Source organism: Brevibacterium zhoupengii (assembly GCF_021117425.1).
GTDB classification, from domain to species: Bacteria; Actinomycetota; Actinomycetes; order Actinomycetales; family Brevibacteriaceae; genus Brevibacterium; species Brevibacterium zhoupengii.
Map to the genome: position 1 here is coordinate 3,087,172 of NZ_CP088298.1, position 15,653 is coordinate 3,102,824.

The 15,653-nt window shown below is 63.6% G+C and carries 15 protein-coding genes and 3 tRNA genes; 14 read left to right on the forward strand and 4 right to left on the reverse strand.

Features of this window, described 5'->3' with window-relative positions; all coding sequences use genetic code 11:
- Window positions 1-47 precede the first annotated feature (47 nt).
- Window positions 48-476: an organic hydroperoxide resistance protein gene (locus tag LQ788_RS14020; RefSeq protein ID WP_231441950.1), complete on the reverse strand. Its 429-nt coding sequence runs from the start codon at window positions 474-476 to the stop codon at window positions 48-50.
- Window positions 477-665: 189 nt separating this feature from the next.
- Window positions 666-738: transfer RNA gene (locus LQ788_RS14025), tRNA-His, on the reverse strand.
- A 224-nt stretch (window positions 739-962) separates the two neighbouring features.
- Here LQ788_RS14025 and LQ788_RS14030 point away from each other — a divergent pair.
- The 6 genes from LQ788_RS14030 (at window position 963) to LQ788_RS14055 (ending at window position 6,039) form a co-directional block, all read left to right on the forward strand.
- Window positions 963-2,672: a hypothetical protein gene (locus LQ788_RS14030; protein WP_231441952.1), complete on the forward strand. Its 1,710-nt coding sequence runs from the start codon at window positions 963-965 to the stop codon at window positions 2,670-2,672.
- Window positions 2,673-2,781: 109 nt separating this feature from the next.
- Window positions 2,782-4,404 (forward strand): hypothetical protein, encoded by a 1,623-nt coding sequence (locus LQ788_RS14035; RefSeq protein WP_231441954.1) that lies wholly within the window; start codon window positions 2,782-2,784, stop codon window positions 4,402-4,404.
- Window positions 4,405-4,430: 26 nt separating this feature from the next.
- On the forward strand, window positions 4,431-5,156 hold the full coding sequence (locus LQ788_RS14040; RefSeq protein ID WP_231441956.1) for an ASCH domain-containing protein: 726 nt from the start codon (window positions 4,431-4,433) through the stop codon (window positions 5,154-5,156).
- 93 nt (window positions 5,157-5,249) lie between these two features.
- A complete protein-coding gene (locus tag LQ788_RS14045) occupies window positions 5,250-5,540 on the forward strand; it encodes a DUF3618 domain-containing protein (RefSeq protein ID WP_231441958.1) in 291 nt (96 codons plus the stop codon).
- Entirely contained in the window at window positions 5,533-5,853 is a 321-nt protein-coding gene (locus LQ788_RS14050) for a GroES family chaperonin (protein WP_096161198.1), read from the forward strand. Before LQ788_RS14045 ends, LQ788_RS14050 begins: the two co-directional genes overlap by 8 nt.
- Before the next feature lie 110 nt (window positions 5,854-5,963).
- Window positions 5,964-6,039, forward strand: a tRNA-Lys gene (locus LQ788_RS14055).
- A gap of 496 nt (window positions 6,040-6,535) precedes the next feature.
- Here LQ788_RS14055 and LQ788_RS14060 read toward each other — a convergent pair.
- Entirely contained in the window at window positions 6,536-7,174 is a 639-nt protein-coding gene (locus LQ788_RS14060; RefSeq protein ID WP_231441960.1) for a GntR family transcriptional regulator, read from the reverse strand.
- A gap of 203 nt (window positions 7,175-7,377) precedes the next feature.
- On the opposite strand from LQ788_RS14060, the gene LQ788_RS14065 reads away from it, so the two are divergent.
- The 8 genes from LQ788_RS14065 to LQ788_RS14100 all read left to right on the forward strand — a co-directional run bounded on the left by LQ788_RS14065 (window position 7,378) and on the right by LQ788_RS14100 (window position 14,981).
- Window positions 7,378-8,628, forward strand: coding sequence for an NRAMP family divalent metal transporter (locus LQ788_RS14065; RefSeq protein ID WP_231441962.1), 1,251 nt, complete (start codon window positions 7,378-7,380; stop codon window positions 8,626-8,628).
- Between the two features lie 2 nt (window positions 8,629-8,630).
- Window positions 8,631-9,416, forward strand: coding sequence for a LamB/YcsF family protein (locus LQ788_RS14070; RefSeq protein WP_231441964.1), 786 nt, complete (start codon window positions 8,631-8,633; stop codon window positions 9,414-9,416).
- Window positions 9,413-10,201, forward strand: a complete 789-nt coding sequence (locus LQ788_RS14075) for a putative hydro-lyase (protein ID WP_231441966.1) — start codon at window positions 9,413-9,415, stop codon at window positions 10,199-10,201. Before LQ788_RS14070 ends, LQ788_RS14075 begins: the two co-directional genes overlap by 4 nt.
- The gene (locus LQ788_RS14080; RefSeq protein ID WP_231441968.1) at window positions 10,198-11,880 is read left to right on the forward strand and encodes a 5-oxoprolinase subunit B/C family protein; all 1,683 of its coding nucleotides are present in this window, start codon (window positions 10,198-10,200) and stop codon (window positions 11,878-11,880) included. Before LQ788_RS14075 ends, LQ788_RS14080 begins: the two co-directional genes overlap by 4 nt.
- 3 nt (window positions 11,881-11,883) lie before the next feature.
- Window positions 11,884-13,632 carry an ATP-binding protein gene (locus tag LQ788_RS14085; protein WP_231441971.1) on the forward strand — a complete coding sequence of 583 codons (1,749 nt, stop codon included), beginning with the start codon at window positions 11,884-11,886 and terminating at the stop codon, window positions 13,630-13,632.
- 84 nt (window positions 13,633-13,716) lie between these two features.
- Entirely contained in the window at window positions 13,717-14,190 is a 474-nt protein-coding gene (gene bcp, locus LQ788_RS14090; protein ID WP_231441973.1) for a thioredoxin-dependent thiol peroxidase, read from the forward strand.
- Between the two features lie 81 nt (window positions 14,191-14,271).
- Window positions 14,272-14,353 (forward strand) — tRNA-Leu (locus LQ788_RS14095).
- Window positions 14,354-14,504: 151 nt separating this feature from the next.
- Window positions 14,505-14,981, forward strand: coding sequence for a GNAT family N-acetyltransferase (locus tag LQ788_RS14100; RefSeq protein ID WP_231441975.1), 477 nt, complete (start codon window positions 14,505-14,507; stop codon window positions 14,979-14,981).
- Here the strand turns inward: LQ788_RS14100 and LQ788_RS14105 are convergent.
- A complete protein-coding gene (locus tag LQ788_RS14105; protein ID WP_231441976.1) occupies window positions 14,959-15,612 on the reverse strand; it encodes a MerR family transcriptional regulator in 654 nt (217 codons plus the stop codon). The genes LQ788_RS14100 and LQ788_RS14105 overlap by 23 nt on opposite strands.
- Between the last annotated feature and the right edge of the window lie 41 nt (window positions 15,613-15,653).

The window sequence follows — 15,653 nt, forward strand, 5'->3', positions numbered from 1 at the left end:
CGGGTGCCGACATGTCGTCGTGTTCAGTTGGGTGTGCGGTGGGCCGATCAGGCGCCGTGGACGACGAGTTCTACCGGGATGTTGCCGCGAGTGGCCTTCGAGTAGGGGCAGAGTTCGTGGGTGCGGTCGACGACCTTCTGCGCGGTGTCCTGGTCGACGCCGGGAATGGTCACGGTGAGCTTGACGCTGATGCCGAAGCTCTCCCCCTCCTTGCCGATTCCGACTTCGGAGTTGACGACTGACTTCGAGGTGTCGACTTTCAGCTCCTTGCCGGCCAGACCCATCGCGCCCTGGAAGCAGGCTCCGTAGCCGACGGCGAAGAGCTGTTCCGGATTCGCTCCTCCACCGGGCCCGCCCATTTCCTTAGGGGTGCGCAGATCGACGTCGACTGCCTTGTCATCGGTAGCTCCATGACCGTCACGGCCTCCGGTGATCTCGGCCTTTGCGGTGTAGGCGATGCTCTCTGGGGTGTTCATAACACGTCTCCTGTTCGTCGAATCGTGATGTCACAGATCGTGGTCCTTCACGAAGAAGGCACCTGCGACCGAGTATTGTCACTTCGCCGACGGAAGTCCAGGGGCGGCCCCGTAGCCGTCTGAAGAGGAATGGACATGAGAAAAGCCCCGGAGTCTTTGTGCTTTCAGACTCCGGGGCTTCCCGTTCGGGGTGAGTAACGGGACTTGAACCCGCGACATCCGCGACCACAACGCGGCGCTCTACCAGCTGAGCTATACCCACCACATGCGCTGCAACCAGGTGCAGACAGCAAGATACATCCTAACCTCACTCAGGCACCCGGGCAAACTCACAGCGCATATGGTGCACAATGAGACACAGATCTCCTGACGTGCAACGATTCAGTAGCGATGTATAACGGTTTCGGAAAAACGGTAGGTGCATCCACTCGGATTCAATAGTATTGTCACGGTCCTATCCTCAATATCGTTCAAGGAACCCTGTACATGGCTCGTGCGCTGATCTCCGTCTCTCAGGACGGGTTCACCTATCTCACCCTCAACGGGGCGACGAGTCGCTACTCCGACACCGGACAGGCCATGACCTACCTTGGCGACTACGCCAGGGAGACCGCGACCCGAGTTCCCGTGACCATCGACGACGGCAAGCAGGAAGTCGATGTCGTCCTGGACGAGACCGGCAAGATCGCTCCCGCAGCTTCCGCATCACCGACTCCCCCTCCCACGCAGGAACCATCCTCCTCCCCTGCATCCCCCGAGGCCCCCGCAGCTGCCTCGACCCCCGCAGCAGCGGATGGGACCATGTCGACGGATGAGATCACGACCACCTCGGCGACGGACGGCGACCTTGGTGATGCACAGACAGAGCTGCAGCGGCAGGGCAAGACCGACGCCGAGGCGGGCAATGGGGACGAGTACCCCCTGGGCACCCCGTTCTCCGGACCCGCCACCCCCAACGCTCCGACGGTCAAGCGCACTCGAGTGCGCAAGCGCGCACCGCAGCATAGGAACTCATCGCAGAATCGCCCCCAACGACTGAAGAAGATCACCGTTCCCGGCCTCGTGCTCATCGGCATCGTGATCTTGATGATCGGGGCATTCGTCATCCCCAACATCGTCCCTGCAGGTACCCAGGACTCACCGCAGACGATCGAATCGGAACAGCAGATCAACCCGGCCTCCGAACTCTCCGTAGATAAGACCGAAGACGTCGTACCCGGCTTCGACAATTCACCGACGTGGGAGACCAAGATCCCCAAAGACGCTTCGGTTACGGCCTCCGACCGCGGTGTCCTCGTCGTCGACGGCGGGAAGCTCGTAGTCCTCGACTCCGCGACAGGCAAGACCCGCTACTCGGGAAAGACCAGCGAAGCCCCGACCTTCGCCGTCGACACGATCATCGACGGTAAGCCCGCCCTGCTGTGGCAGGCCGGCAATACGGCCGAGGCGCTCATCGACGGTGAGGACAAGCCCAAGACCTACCAGCTGCCGGAGAACGCACGCATCACCTCGGCGGGCAAAAGCGTCCTCATCAAGTCGGGCAACCGCCTGTCCACGTTCGGCGTCGATGGCCTCGTGAACGTACCGACCCCCGAATCGGGATCGACGCCGATGGCGATCGAAGACAACGAACTCTTCAGTTCCGACTGGAATGGTCCGGTCAAGGCGAAGAACATCGAGTCCGGCGACGAACGATCCGTCAAACTCGAGGCCCCCGCCGATGGACTCCAGATCATCAAATGGGTCTCGGCTGGCCACGGCAAGGCCGTGACGCTGTGGGGCGAACAGGGAGCGTCGACGAACTCCGGTCATCGCATCCAGCTCGTCGTCCACTCCCTGGAAGACGGTTCGATCCTCTCGACCGTGACCACCACGACCGACATCGTCGGCGAGATGTCATGGGTACGTGGCCAAGGTGGAAAGCGAGCCTACATCGGCCCGTATCTCTTCGACCTCGAATCCGGCCTGCTGCTCATGGACACCTCGAGCAAAGACATCCACCTTTCGGAGCCGCGGGGCACGATCGTTCCCTGCACCGTCGACAACGAGGACTCCTGCCTGCTGGCTGGCAAACACGCTTACCGCACAGATACCAACCTGCTGGCACTGACCGACGACGGCGGCAGAGCCATCGTCGACGGCGCAGACTCGACGATCAGAGCCTACGAGAAGTCGTCCGACACGAGCGAGAAATGACCGAAAACTTTCCCACCCTTGGTGTAGCCATTAGGATGGGCAAAGACGTGCCTGTCTGCCAAGTCCCCTTGCACGTCTGATGCCGGAGTCCCCACACCGAAGGAACACAGTGCCAGCTACACGCGAGTTCAGCCGCACAGCGGCCGCCCTCGGCACTGCTCTTGCCCTGGTGCTGCTCCCGCTCACAGGCACAATCGCTCCAGCGCAGGCCTCGCCCACTGCGGTCGCCGAGGCGTCCGACTCTATCTTTGGGTCTGCTGACCCCGAGGCCGACGGTTCGACAGATGGCACGGAAGCCGCGTCGGCAGCGGACTCAGGCTCGACGTCGAGCGAAGCGGATTCGAACTCAAACGGGTCCGATGATGGTGCCGAAGCAGATAATGATTCTGGAGCAGATGACGAGGCCCCGGCAGACGAAACCGGGTGCGACCCCGACAACGAAGCTCCAGAGGGACAGCCGTGCGATGTCGAAAAGCCACTCGATACGACATGGAACGACTCTCATAAGACCATCAAAATATCGCCCTCGGAAGAATTACCTGAGAGCTGGAAGAATGTGACCTTCCAAGGGCCGTCCCAGGATGACAACAAGAGTTGGCCAGTCCAGAATTCGTCAGACTCTGAAGCGGAACCCACGTCCTCGACAGATGGTGCCGAATCCAGTGGAGATACTGACGACAGCGGCAACCCGCTTCCCTCTACCGCCGAGGACGATGTCCCCACCGAGTTCCAGATCAACAATGACGGTTACGTCGTCGACGCCGACCATCCCGAAACAGAGATGGTCTTTGAGAATTTCACCGAGGACCCTGAGTGGATATTCGAATCCAAAGACGGAACCATCACAGTCACAGGTGACGAATACACGAGCAGTGGCAACGGCGATGACGGAGCCTCAGGCGAATCAAGCGGCAGCGTTACCGACACCGCCAACAGCAATGACAACGATGACGGCACCTCCGACGGCGGAACCAAGGACGCCTCCTCGGGTGCGGACATGAGTGCCGGCGAGGACGCGGGTGCCGGCACCGACGGATCAGATTCAGACACAGGTTCAACGGGCAACAAGGCGAATTCCGACAGTTCCTCAGATACGAGCACTTCCTCGGATGCTTCCTCCGACTCCAATTCCTCGGACTCCGCGCAAGCCGATTCGAAGGACGCCGACTCTTCGTCGACGGCCGATGCGGATTCGGCCCAGCAGGAGTCTGATTCGAACTCGTCAGGATCATCGAACGGCTCCGATTCCGGTAACTCCGATAGCGTCGGAAACGCCGACAAAGACGGCAGCTCAAGCAACGACAGCGGCAAGGACGACAAAGGCTCGGCCGATACGGACGGCTCGGGAACTACCTCGGGCGGTGACGGCCCGAACGGCGCGGACACCACCCCCGATCCTGCGACCGGGAACGGCTCGTCCGACACTCGCGATGAGATTCCCGGCGACGTCGGCGACGATTGGATGCCCGGAAACGGCGAGCCACCACCACCGGACTATTCGGATCCAGTCCCACAGAACCCGGACACGCCTGTGCCCGACGATGACACCGACCTCATCACCGGAGGCAACACACCGGAACCGCGCAGCGACAAACCACCGTCGACGTCGTTCGGTGAGTCGATCGTGTCGACGATTGTGAGTTCGTGGCCGATCTTCATCCTCGCCGCCTCAGGCATGGCTGCTGTCGGCTTCATCATCTGGATCGTCGGGCGACGCAACAAGCAGAACTGAGTTCACTGTTGCCTTAGGATCGCAGCATGGACCTCTACGACTCAGAGCTCAAGGTCGTCGCCGCCGCACAATCGCTGGCTGCCACCCTGGACAAGAACGTGAACCACACTGTGGCCGCGGCCGCGATGGACACCTACGGGCGCATCCACACAGGTGTCAACGTCCACCATTTCAACGGCGGTCCCTGCGCAGAGCTCGTCGCAATCGGCAACGCGGTTGCAGCCGGGGCGGGACCGTTGGTGACAATCGCAGCGGCCGGATGCGGCGACCGGGGCCTGCTCTCTCCCTGCGGGCGCTGCCGTCAGGTCATCCTCGACCTGTACCCCGACGCGCTCGTCGTGGTCCCGGGGCCGGAGGGTTCGGGCTCACCAGAGATCGCTCCGATCTCTGCCCTTCTCCCCTATTACTACCGTCACCCTGACTCGGCGCCACAGCGACTCCTGCGGTTCCACCCTCGGTACTACGAGGCCACCGTCTCACGGCAGAAGACCCTGACGGTCCGGTGGCAGGAATCCCACACCCCCGGGCCTGCACTCGCGTATTTCGAACACACCGAGCACGGGCCGATCCCCATCGACATCACGTCGGTAGACACGCACCGACTGAGCGAGCTGACTCCGCCGCTTCTGCACCTGCGAGAAGGCTCAAGTGTCGACAGCTATATTGCAAACCTCCGCGAGCACTATCCGACGATGCCGCAGGACGCGACAGTCGACATCGTGACTTTTCGGCTCTCCGCGCCCAATATCTGACACTGAGAGAATCAAGCGGTTAAGCTTGACACGAAGCACCGTGGCACCCCGTCACGTGCATGAACGTATTCTCGACCCGGAGGACCTGCCCCGATGACTGACAATGTCTACACCTCAGATGTGACCGTCGACTCAGCGTCACCCAGCCAGCTGGCGGAATCGATTCGCCTGCGCGAAGAGCGCATCGCGGACAACATCGATGAACTTGTGGGCCGTGTCCACCCGAAGGTCCTTGCGACTCGCGCCGCGAACAAGGCGAAGTACTCCGTCGTCGAAGAGGAGAGCGGCTCGGTCAAGCCCGAGGCGATCGCCCTCGGTGTCGGAGTCGTCCTCGGCGTGGCCGCACTGATCGTGGGTGTCTCCGGTCGCAGCAAGCGTGGCTGAGTCCGCTCTGCCCATCCGCATGCTGCATGACCGGATCCTAGTGGATCCGGGTGAGGAGGCCGGGGAACGCAAATCCTCGGCCGGGATCGTCATCCCGGCGACCGCCAGCATGGGCAAGCGTCTCGTGTGGGGCAAGGTCGTCGCGGCCGGCCCCCACGTGAGGCAGGCCAACCTCGGCGACACCGTCCTCTATGATCCTGAGGAGCTCGCCGAGGTGGAGCTGGAGGGGACGGCGTACGTTCTCCTGCGTGAGCGCGACGTCCACGCGATCTCAGAACCAGCGGAGCAGTCGAGGTCCGGGATGTACCTCTGACGTGCAGGTATGCGAGCTACCTCACAAAATCTGAAAAGGGCCGTTCTCAGTTTGCATGAACCCTGGGAACCTGAGTAATATTAATTCTCGTTGCGCGGCAAGCGCAGCTCGCACCTCTAGCTCAATTGGTAGAGCAACTGACTCTTAATCAGTGGGTTCCGGGTTCAAGTCCCGGGGGGTGCACCACAGCAAAGAAACCGTCGTTCGGATGATCCGAACGGCGGTTTCTTGTTTGTCTTCCGTAGCTGGCACCAGGGTCGGTGCCAGGCGGTCAGTGTTGGCGTCGAACCGGTGCCTTGGCCGCAGATCGGACTGGTGTCCTGGTTGCTCTGCGGGCCCTGCCATTCATTCGTGTCCTATAGGGCTTGAGTGCATTCTCAGAAACGCCGCAGCCGTCTGCGCACTCGAGCATGGGGTTGAGATTTGCTCCGTCACCGGGCTCCGCAGAAGCGGCGGTGTCGATGAGACGGCCGTAGCAGTCGGGACAGAGATATGGTGCATACTTCATTGCGCACTCCTTGCAGACCGACCACTGCCTGATCTGCCGATAGACATGCAGGCCTGAGCCGACATGGGCGTATGCAATTTGCACAAACACGTCTCTGCCAGTCTAGCAGTCGGGCCTCAGCGGGCCCTGTGCTGAGAACATCATGCTGAGAACATCGCGTTCAGAACATGGTGCTCAGTCCTGACCGGCGCGGGCGTAGGCGCCGAGGACCTGACGTTCGGAGTCACCGAGGTAGGCGCCGAGTTTCGCGGCCGCTTCCTTCGGGGTCTCATGCAGATAGGCGTCGAGGACCTCTTGGTTGCGTTCGACGAACGGCGCATGGAGGAAGTCGAGGACCTCGACCTTGAGGAAGGCCAGTCGCAGCTCGGCCAGGACATTGCCGAATGAGCGCATCAGCCGGGAGCTGTCCGACAGCGAGACCACAGCATTGTGGAACGACATATTCAGCGTTCCCACCTGCAGCCAGTCATCGGCGGCCGCGGCAGTCTGTGCGGCTTCCACCGCCCGGCGCATCTCCTCGGCGCCCGGGTGATTCTTCGGAGCGTTCTCCAGCACTGAGCATTCGATGTGGCGTCGCACCCGGTAGATGTCGATGACATCGGAGGTGTTCGGTGAGGCCACCGAGACTCCGCGGTGCGGGATGTGATTGACCAGCCCCTGCTCCCCCAGCACGCGGAAGGCTTCGCGCAGAGTGTTGCGGGAGACGTCGAACTCCTTTGCCAGGGCGGCTTCGGACAGGCGGACGCCGGGCGGCAGCTCGCCGGCGATGAGGCGGTCGGTGAGCTGATTGACCAGGGACGATTCGTGGTTCACGGTTCCATCCTAGTGACCGAGGCAACAAATGGCCCAGATTCATGGGAACAATTCTTGATCCAAAATGTGATGCAAGTCTATTCTTGTTGAACAATCCATGCTAGATTGTCTAACGCTTCACCGATAGTGATGCGGACCACCAGCGAGGCTGGTCTCGTATCGCGCAGAGAGGCAGACCAGACGTCAGGCAACTTGGAGATCCCATGTCACAGCCGCAAGATACAGCTACGAATCAACCAGTGAAGGTCAGTCGCAGTGCCATTCTGGGTGCGATCTTCCTCATGGCCACCTCGGCCATCGGACCCGGATTCATCACCCAGACGGCGACATTCACCGCGCAGATGGGCGCAGCCTTCGCCTTCGCCATCTTCATCTCGATCCTCATCGACATCGCCATCCAGCTCAATGTCTGGCGCATGATCACCTCGTCGGGCAAACGTGCGGCTCAGCTGGCCTCGAGCGCCATCCCGGGCACGGGCATCCTCCTGTCCATCCTCATCGTCATCGGCGGACTGGCCTTCAACATCGGCAACATCGCCGGCGGCGGCCTCGGCCTCAACGCACTCCTGGGCATCGACCCGAAGCTCGGCGGGCTGCTCACCGGCGTACTGGCCATCGGTATCTTCCTGTTCAAACGCGCCGGCAAGGTCGTCGACACCGTCGTCATGGTCCTCGGCGTCGGAATGATCATCCTCACCGTCATCGTCGCCATCGTCTCCAACCCACCGGTCGGTGAGGCGATCAAGCAGAGCTTCCTGCCCGACACCATCAACTTCGCCACCATCACGACCATCGTGGGCGGAAGCGTCGGCGGCTACATCACCTACTCAGGCGCCCACCGCTATCTCGACTCGGGCAAGACCGGACCAGAGCACGCTCCTTCGGTGATGCGCTCGGCACTGATGGGCATCCTCGTCACCGGCGTCATGCGCTATGTCCTGTTCTTGGCCATCCTCGGCGTCGTCGCCTCAGGCGTGGCCCTCGACCTCAGCAGCAACGTCGCGAATCCAGCCGGTCAGGCCTTCGCCGCGGTCCTCGGCGACGCCGGCATGCGCATCTTCGGCGCCATCTTCTGGGCAGCGGCACTGAGCTCGGTGATCGGGGCGGCCTACACCTCGGCGACCTTCTTATCTGCCTTCTCCAAACGTCTCGAGAAGGGGTGGCCGCTGCAGCTGGCCACGGTCGCGTTCATCACCGTCTCGCTCATCATCTACCTCATCGTCGGAACTGCGCCGGCGACACTGCTCGTCTTCGTCGGCGGATTCAACGGACTCATCCTGCCGATCGGTCTGACGATCTTCATGTACATCGGCTGGTTCAGACCACGCCTGCTGCGCGTCGACAAGTACCCCTTGTGGTTGCTCATCATCGGCACCGCGGCAACACTGGTGATGTGGTACACGGCTGTCGAGTCGGTCGGCCCCATCTTCGCAATGATCGGAATCGGAGGATGACAATGAACGCCAATGACACCATGACAATCGACCTCAACTCGGACCTCGGGGAGAACGTCCCAGACCGCGTCGTCAGCGACGATGCGGCCATGCTGGAACTGGTCACCAGCGCCAACGTCTCCTGCGGCTTCCATGCCGGCAGCCCCGAGGGCATCCGGGAGACCCTGGCAGCGGCGACGCAGGGCGGAGTCGTCATCGGGGCACACCCGGGTTATGACGACTACGAGGGCTTCGGGCGCCGCCCCCTCGACGTTCCCGCATCCACCCTGCAGGCACAGGTCGAATACCAGATCGGTGCCCTCTTGGGGCTGACCGCAGCTGTCGGCGGTTCCGTCGCCTACGTCAAACCTCACGGCGGGCTCTACAACGCCATCGTCCGTGACGAGGCTCAGGCCAAGGTTGTCGTCGCCGCCGTCAAGGCTGTCGATCCGTCCCTGGTCTTCCTCGGGCTAGCCGGCAGCGTGGCCAACCGCGTCGCCGCCGAGGCCGGACTGACAGTTGCCGCCGAGGCCTTCGCCGATCGCTCCTACAACCCCGACGGGTCGCTGGTGGCTCGCACCGAACCCAATGCTGTGCTGCATGACCCGCAGACCGTAGCCGCGCGTGTGCTCAGGCTCGTCCAGACCGGTCAGGTCGAGGCCATCGACGGCAGCCTCGTCGATGTCGACGCCCAGTCCATCTGCTTCCACGGCGACAGCCAGGGTTCCATCGACATGGCCCGCACTGCGCGTGAGCTCCTCGAATCCTCGGATGTGAGGATCGCGGCCTTCGCCGGTGCCGGTCGATGAGTCAGTTCGACGCTGCAGCCGGGGCGCAGGCCCGCGAGCGCATTCGGGCCGGTGCCACGGACCCCACCTCGGGTCTGGCTCCCGGTCTCGTCCAGGCCAACCTCATTGCGGTGCCCGCCGACTGGGCCTTCGACATGCTCCTCTTCGCCCAGCGCAACCCGAAGCCGTGCCCGGTCATCGACGTCCTTGAGCCTGGTCAGGTCGAATCCGCGCTGGCCCCGGGCAGCGATCTGCGCACCGACATTCCCCGCTACCGCCTGTGGGAGAACGGTGAACTCCTCGACGAGGTCGCCGACGCCACCACGGCCTGGGCACAGCACCCCGACCTCGTATCCTTCCTCATCGGGTGCAGCTTCACCTTCGAGACCGGGCTGCTGGAGGCAGGCATTCCGATCCGCCACCAAGAGGCCGGGCGCAACGTGCCGATGTACTCCACATCGATCGCCTGCAGTCCCGCCGGCCGCGTCAGCGGAAACATGGTCGTGTCCATGCGTCCCATTCCCGCCCGACAGGTCGCCGAGGCGGTGCGCATCACCGACCGTTTCCCCGCCGTCCACGGTGGCCCCGTCCACATCGGAGAACCCGAGCAGATCGGCATCGCCGACCTCTCTGCCCCCGACTTCGGCGACGCGCCGATGATCGAGGACGGCGACATTCCCGTGTTCTGGGCCTGCGGAGTCACTCCCCAGGTCGCCATCCAAGCCTCGGCCCCACCATTCGCGATCACGCACTCACCGGGCCGGATGTTCATCACCGACGCGCCGGAAGGCAACTACCGCCAATGATCGACACCCTCGAATTCCACACCGCCTCCCGCCGTCATCTCCTCGTCGAATGCCCGGACCTCGCGGCCACTATGCACTTACATCGTGCTCTGGAGGCGGCCGCGCTCGAGGGCGTCGAGGAACTGATCCCGGCTGCACGGACGGTCCTGGTCAGGTTCAACCCGACCCGCACCTCGGCGCCGGTGCTCACCGATGCCATCCACGGGCTCGAACACACGGGCACGGATTCGAGTGAGGCCCGTGAGGTCACGATCGATGTCCACTACGACGGTGAGGATCTCGCCGAGGTGGCCGATCTCCTCTCCCTGTCCCCCGCCGAGGTGGTGACCCGGCATCAGCGCGCCACCTGGCAGGTCGCCTTCTCCGGTTTCGCCCCCGGGTTCGGCTACCTCGCCGGTGACGACCCGATCTTCGACGTTCCGCGTCGATCCTCTCCGCGCACCCGCGTGCCCGTGGGCGCGGTGGCCCTGGCCGGGGAATTCACCGGCGTCTACCCTCGCGCCTCCCCAGGCGGCTGGCAGCTCATCGGCCGCACCGATGCCACACTGTGGGACCTCGACCGGGAACCCCCGGCCCTGTTCGTGCCCGGAACGATCGTGAAGTTCCGGGAGGCTGAGCGGGAGTCGGTGACAGTCGCTGAGGCGAGCGCGGAATCCGCCACGTCTTCGCAGCAGGAGGCGCCCGTACCGCCGGTGTCATTGTCGCAGCCGGACGCAGCCGCCTCGGCGCATTCCTGCACGGTCATCCGTCCCGGACTGCAGCTGCTCATCCAGGACCTCGGGCGTCCCGGATTCGCGGCCATGGGCGTCTCGAGCGCAGGCGCCGCCGACCGCAGTGCACTGCAGACTGCCAACCGTCTCGTCGGCAATGCCGAGTCCGCGGCCGGGCTGGAGAGCTTCGGCGGTGGGGTGAAACTGGCCATCACCGGTGCCGGTGTGGCCGCTGTGACCGGGGCGAGAGCCTCGATCACCGTGACCTCTGCCGACGGTGCCGTGTTCCGGCACCACCTCGGCGAGGCCTTCGCAGTCGACGACGGAGACGAACTCGAACTCGGCAGCACCGAGCGCGGGACCCGTGCCTATATCGCCTTCCGCGGCGGCATTGAGGCCGAGACTGCCCTGGGCAGCGCCTCGGCCGATACCCTTGCCGGCCTCGGCCCTGCACATGTGGAGCCGGGCACCACGATCAGCTTGGGGCGACCCGAGTCGGCGCCCCACCTCGTCGATCCCATCCGCAGTGCAGACGGTCAGCGGAACCTTCCCGCACCGGGAGAGACGATCGAGCTGTCGGTGACCCTGGGACCCCGCGATGACTGGTTCACCTCCACCGGCCTGCAGACCCTGCTGGGACAGGTCTGGACGGTCACCCACGAATCCGATCGGGTCGGACTCAGACTGGCCGGTGAGATCCCACTCGAACGCGCCCGCACTGGGGAACTGCCCAGCGAGGGTGCTGTGACCGGGGCCCTGCAGGTCCCACCCAACGGTCAGCCGGTGCTCTTCGGACCCGACCACCCGCTGACCGGCGGCTACCCGATCATCGCCAGCGTCGACGACACGGACCTCGCGGCACAGCTGGCACCCGGCGTCATGATCCGCTTCGTCACCGAGAAATCTCCGGTGGCCGACGATGCCACCACCACAGACCACACCCGCCATTCACCGCAGAACGGACACTGAATCATGCCGAAGATCCTCATTGCCAACCGCGGCGAAATCGCCGTCCGCGTCATCCGCGCCTGCGCCCACTACGGCCACACCTCGGTCGCCGTCTACGCCGACCAGGACCTCGAAGCCATGCACACGCAGATGGCCGATGAGGCCTACTCCCTGCCGGGGACCAATGCGGCCGAGACCTACCTCAACATCGGCGCGATCATCGCCGCAGCAAAGAAGTCGGGCGCCGATGCCGTCCACCCCGGCTATGGCTTCCTGTCCGAAAACGCCGACTTCGCCGCCGCAGTCGAAGACGCCGGCCTCATCTGGATTGGACCCACCGCGGACACCATCACGGCACTCGGCGACAAGGTCACCGCTCGCCAACTGGCGCAGAAGGTCGGCGCCCCGCTGGCCCCGGGCATCGATCGACCACTCAAGGACGCCGGCGAGGTTGAGGCCTTCGCCGCCGAACACGGTCTGCCGATCATCATCAAGGCAGCCCACGGTGGAGGCGGGCGCGGAATGAAGATCGTCCACGACCTCGCCGAGGTTGCCGGAGCCTTCGAATCGGCGACCCGTGAAGCGGTGGAGGCCTTCGGACGCTCCGAATGCTTCGTCGAGAAGTTCCTCGAGCGCCCCCGCCATGTCGAGGTCCAGATCGTCGGCGATGGTCAGGGACGTGTCGTGGCCGTCGGCGATCGCGATTGTTCGGCCCAGCGCCGCAATCAGAAACTCATCGAAGAGGCACCTGCTCCCGGACTCAGCGCCGATCAGCGTGAGCGCCTGCACCGTTCGGCCGAGGCCATCTGCGCCGAGGTGAACTATAGGGGTGCGGGCACCGTCGAGTTCCTCCTCGCCGCCGATGCCACGATGACCTTCCTCGAGGTCAACACCCGACTCCAGGTCGAACATCCCGTCACCGAGGCGGTCTCCGGCGTCGATCTCGTCGCCGAACAGTTCCGCATCGCCTTCGGCCAAGGCCTGTCGATGTCGGCGACGCCCGAGCCACGGGGGCATGCCATCGAGCTGCGCATCAACGCCGAAGACCCGGGACGTGGCTTCCTGCCGACTCCGGGCCGCATCGATGTGCTCAACGCCCCGGGCGGTCCCGGCGTGCGCTGGGATGCGGGAGTCCGGGCCGGTGACATGGTGCAGCCGGCCTTCGATTCGCTGTTCGCCAAACTCATCGTCCACGGCCCTGACCGTGCCTCCGCGATCGCGCGCACAGTGACCGCGGCGAAGGAGCTGCGGGTCGACGGCGTTGCGACTGTGCTTCCGTGTTCCTTGGCGATATTGACCGATCCTGCGTTCACGGGTGATGAGCTCGGCATTCATACGCAGTGGATCGAATCCGAGCTCCTCCCCCGGCTGACGACACAGCCTCGGCCTGCGCCGGCGTCCGAGTCTTCGCTGACGCGTGTGACCATCGAAATCGACGGCAAGCTCTCCAGCCTCGGCCTGCCGAGTGCACTGCTGGCCGCATTGGGCAGCGCCGGTGGCGGGGCTACCAGTGCTGGCGATGGTGGTGCTGGTGGAACTGGCTCTGAAGGTGGCGCCACGGAGACCGGTGGTGTCAGTGCTCCGGTGCCCGGTAACCTCGTCGACTATCTCATCGCCGACGGCGCCGAGGTGGCCGAGGGGGACGATGTCGCTGTGCTGTCGGCGATGAAGATGGAGACCCGAGTGCAGGCGCCCAGCGCCGGAAGACTGAAACAGCTCTCGAAGGTCGGTGACATGGTGGCCGTCGGCGAGGTCTTCGCTCGAATCGAGTGAGGCTGAACCGTGTCGGGGTCTCGGACTAGAGTGGGTACTGAACTGAGAACTTCTGAGAAGTTGAGAACGAGAAGAGGAGACACTATGCCACGTCTGTCAGTCGGCGACACCGCCCCGGATTTCACTCTGAGCAATCAGGACGGGAAGTCGGTGACCCTCAGCGAGTTCAAGGGGCAGCGGGTCGTCGTCTACTTCTACCCAGCTGCCATGACTCCCGGCTGCACGACCGAGGCCTGCGACTTCCGTGATTCGCTCTCGGCGCTCTCCGCTGCCGGGCTGGTCGTCCTGGGCATCTCGCCTGACAAGCCGGAGAAGCTGAAGAAGTTCGCTGAGAAGGAGAGCCTGAACTTCGACCTCCTCTCCGACCCCGACAAGACCATGATGGAAGCCTGGGGTGCTTTCGGGGAGAAGAAGAACTACGGCAAGGTCGTCCAGGGCGTCATCCGCTCCACGCTCGTCATCGATGCCGACGGCGCTGTGGAACTGGCGCAGTACAACGTCAAGGCCACCGGTCACGTTGCTCGTGTGCGCAAGGCACTGGGAATCGACGCGGCCTGACCGGCAGCGACTCATGATCGGCAGCGTCGCCTGACCGTTTTCAGCAACGCGCCCTCACCCTGCTAATCTTGAGGGCGTCGCGCGCGAGTGGCGGAATTGGTAGACGCGCTGGATTTAGGTTCCAGTGTCTGCGGACGTGGGGGTTCAAGTCCCCCCTCGCGTACAGAACGGAAATCGGCCCCTGGCTGGGAAAATATCTTCCCGGCCAGGGGCTTTGTCGCATATTCTTGCAATACATGTCGCTTTGCATTGCTCACATGTCACCCCGCAGATCCAATCACCCCGAAGATCCATGAGGAAAGGTTCGGACAGCCATGGCAGATTCGTCGACCACTTCCGTTCGCCCTGTTGAACCGACAGACGAGACTCGCTGGCGTGAGCTCTTCCGCGGCTACCGCGAGTTCTATCACCTGCCGGAGTCCGAGGAGGTCGTCTCCCGGGTGTGGAGTTGGCTCATGGATGCCGAGCACGAAAGCCAGGGCTTGGTCGCCGAGGCGGATGGTCGTATCGTCGCAATCGCAGATTTCCGGAGATTCTCGCGCCCATCGACTGGGACGGGCGGTCTCTGGCTCGATGACCTCTTCACCGATCCCGAGGCTCGCGGCACAGGTTCCGGACGCGCGCTCATCGCCCGTCTCCAGGAGATCGCTGCGGCCGAGGGACGTTCGGTCGTCCGCTGGATCACCGCGGACGACAATGATCAGGCACAGATCCTCTATGACAAGGTGGCGACGAAGACTCACTGGCTCACCTACGATGCGAAGCCTCTCAGTCCGGTTTCGACCGATTGAGACTCTGCACGGCGTACTGTTGGGCGAAGTGCTGCTGAGCGAGGAGCACCAGCGCATCGAGTAAGGGCCGGCGAAGCACACTGCCCAACACGACCCGTCGGATCTTCTCCTCGACGTGCTGGGCAGCGCCGATGGCCTCGAGATCGGATCGACCGACCATTTCCGCAGCCTGAGCATAGTCTCCCAAGCGATCAAGAATCGCGGTGAGATCCTCGGCGTGCAGCTCATCGACTGCGCTCACTGCCGCCTGATAGGCAGGCGATGCCGGTTCACAGAGCCATCCGCGTTCTGCGATCACGCGGTCTAAGACCGGTGCGGCTTCGACCGCCTTCGGTGCGGAGTCTCCGAGAAGCACATCCTGGGTCACGGCCATGGCATCAAGGACTGATGACTCCCCAGTCACGGCCTCCACCACATCGCGGACCTTAGACAGCGGGAGTCCGGCCACGGTGGTCAGCGCACGAATCAGCCGGAGCCGCGACAGGTGGTCATCGCCGTAGACAGCCTGATTCACGCTCGTTCGCCGCCCCTGCTGCAGCAGCCCCTCGCGCAGGTAGTACTTGATCGTGGCCACGCTCAGCTCCGAACGTCGCGCCAACTCGGCCATGCGCATCTCAGTCGCTTCCGCCATACGAATCTCCTTCGAGGTATTGCACGTTCAATACAGATACT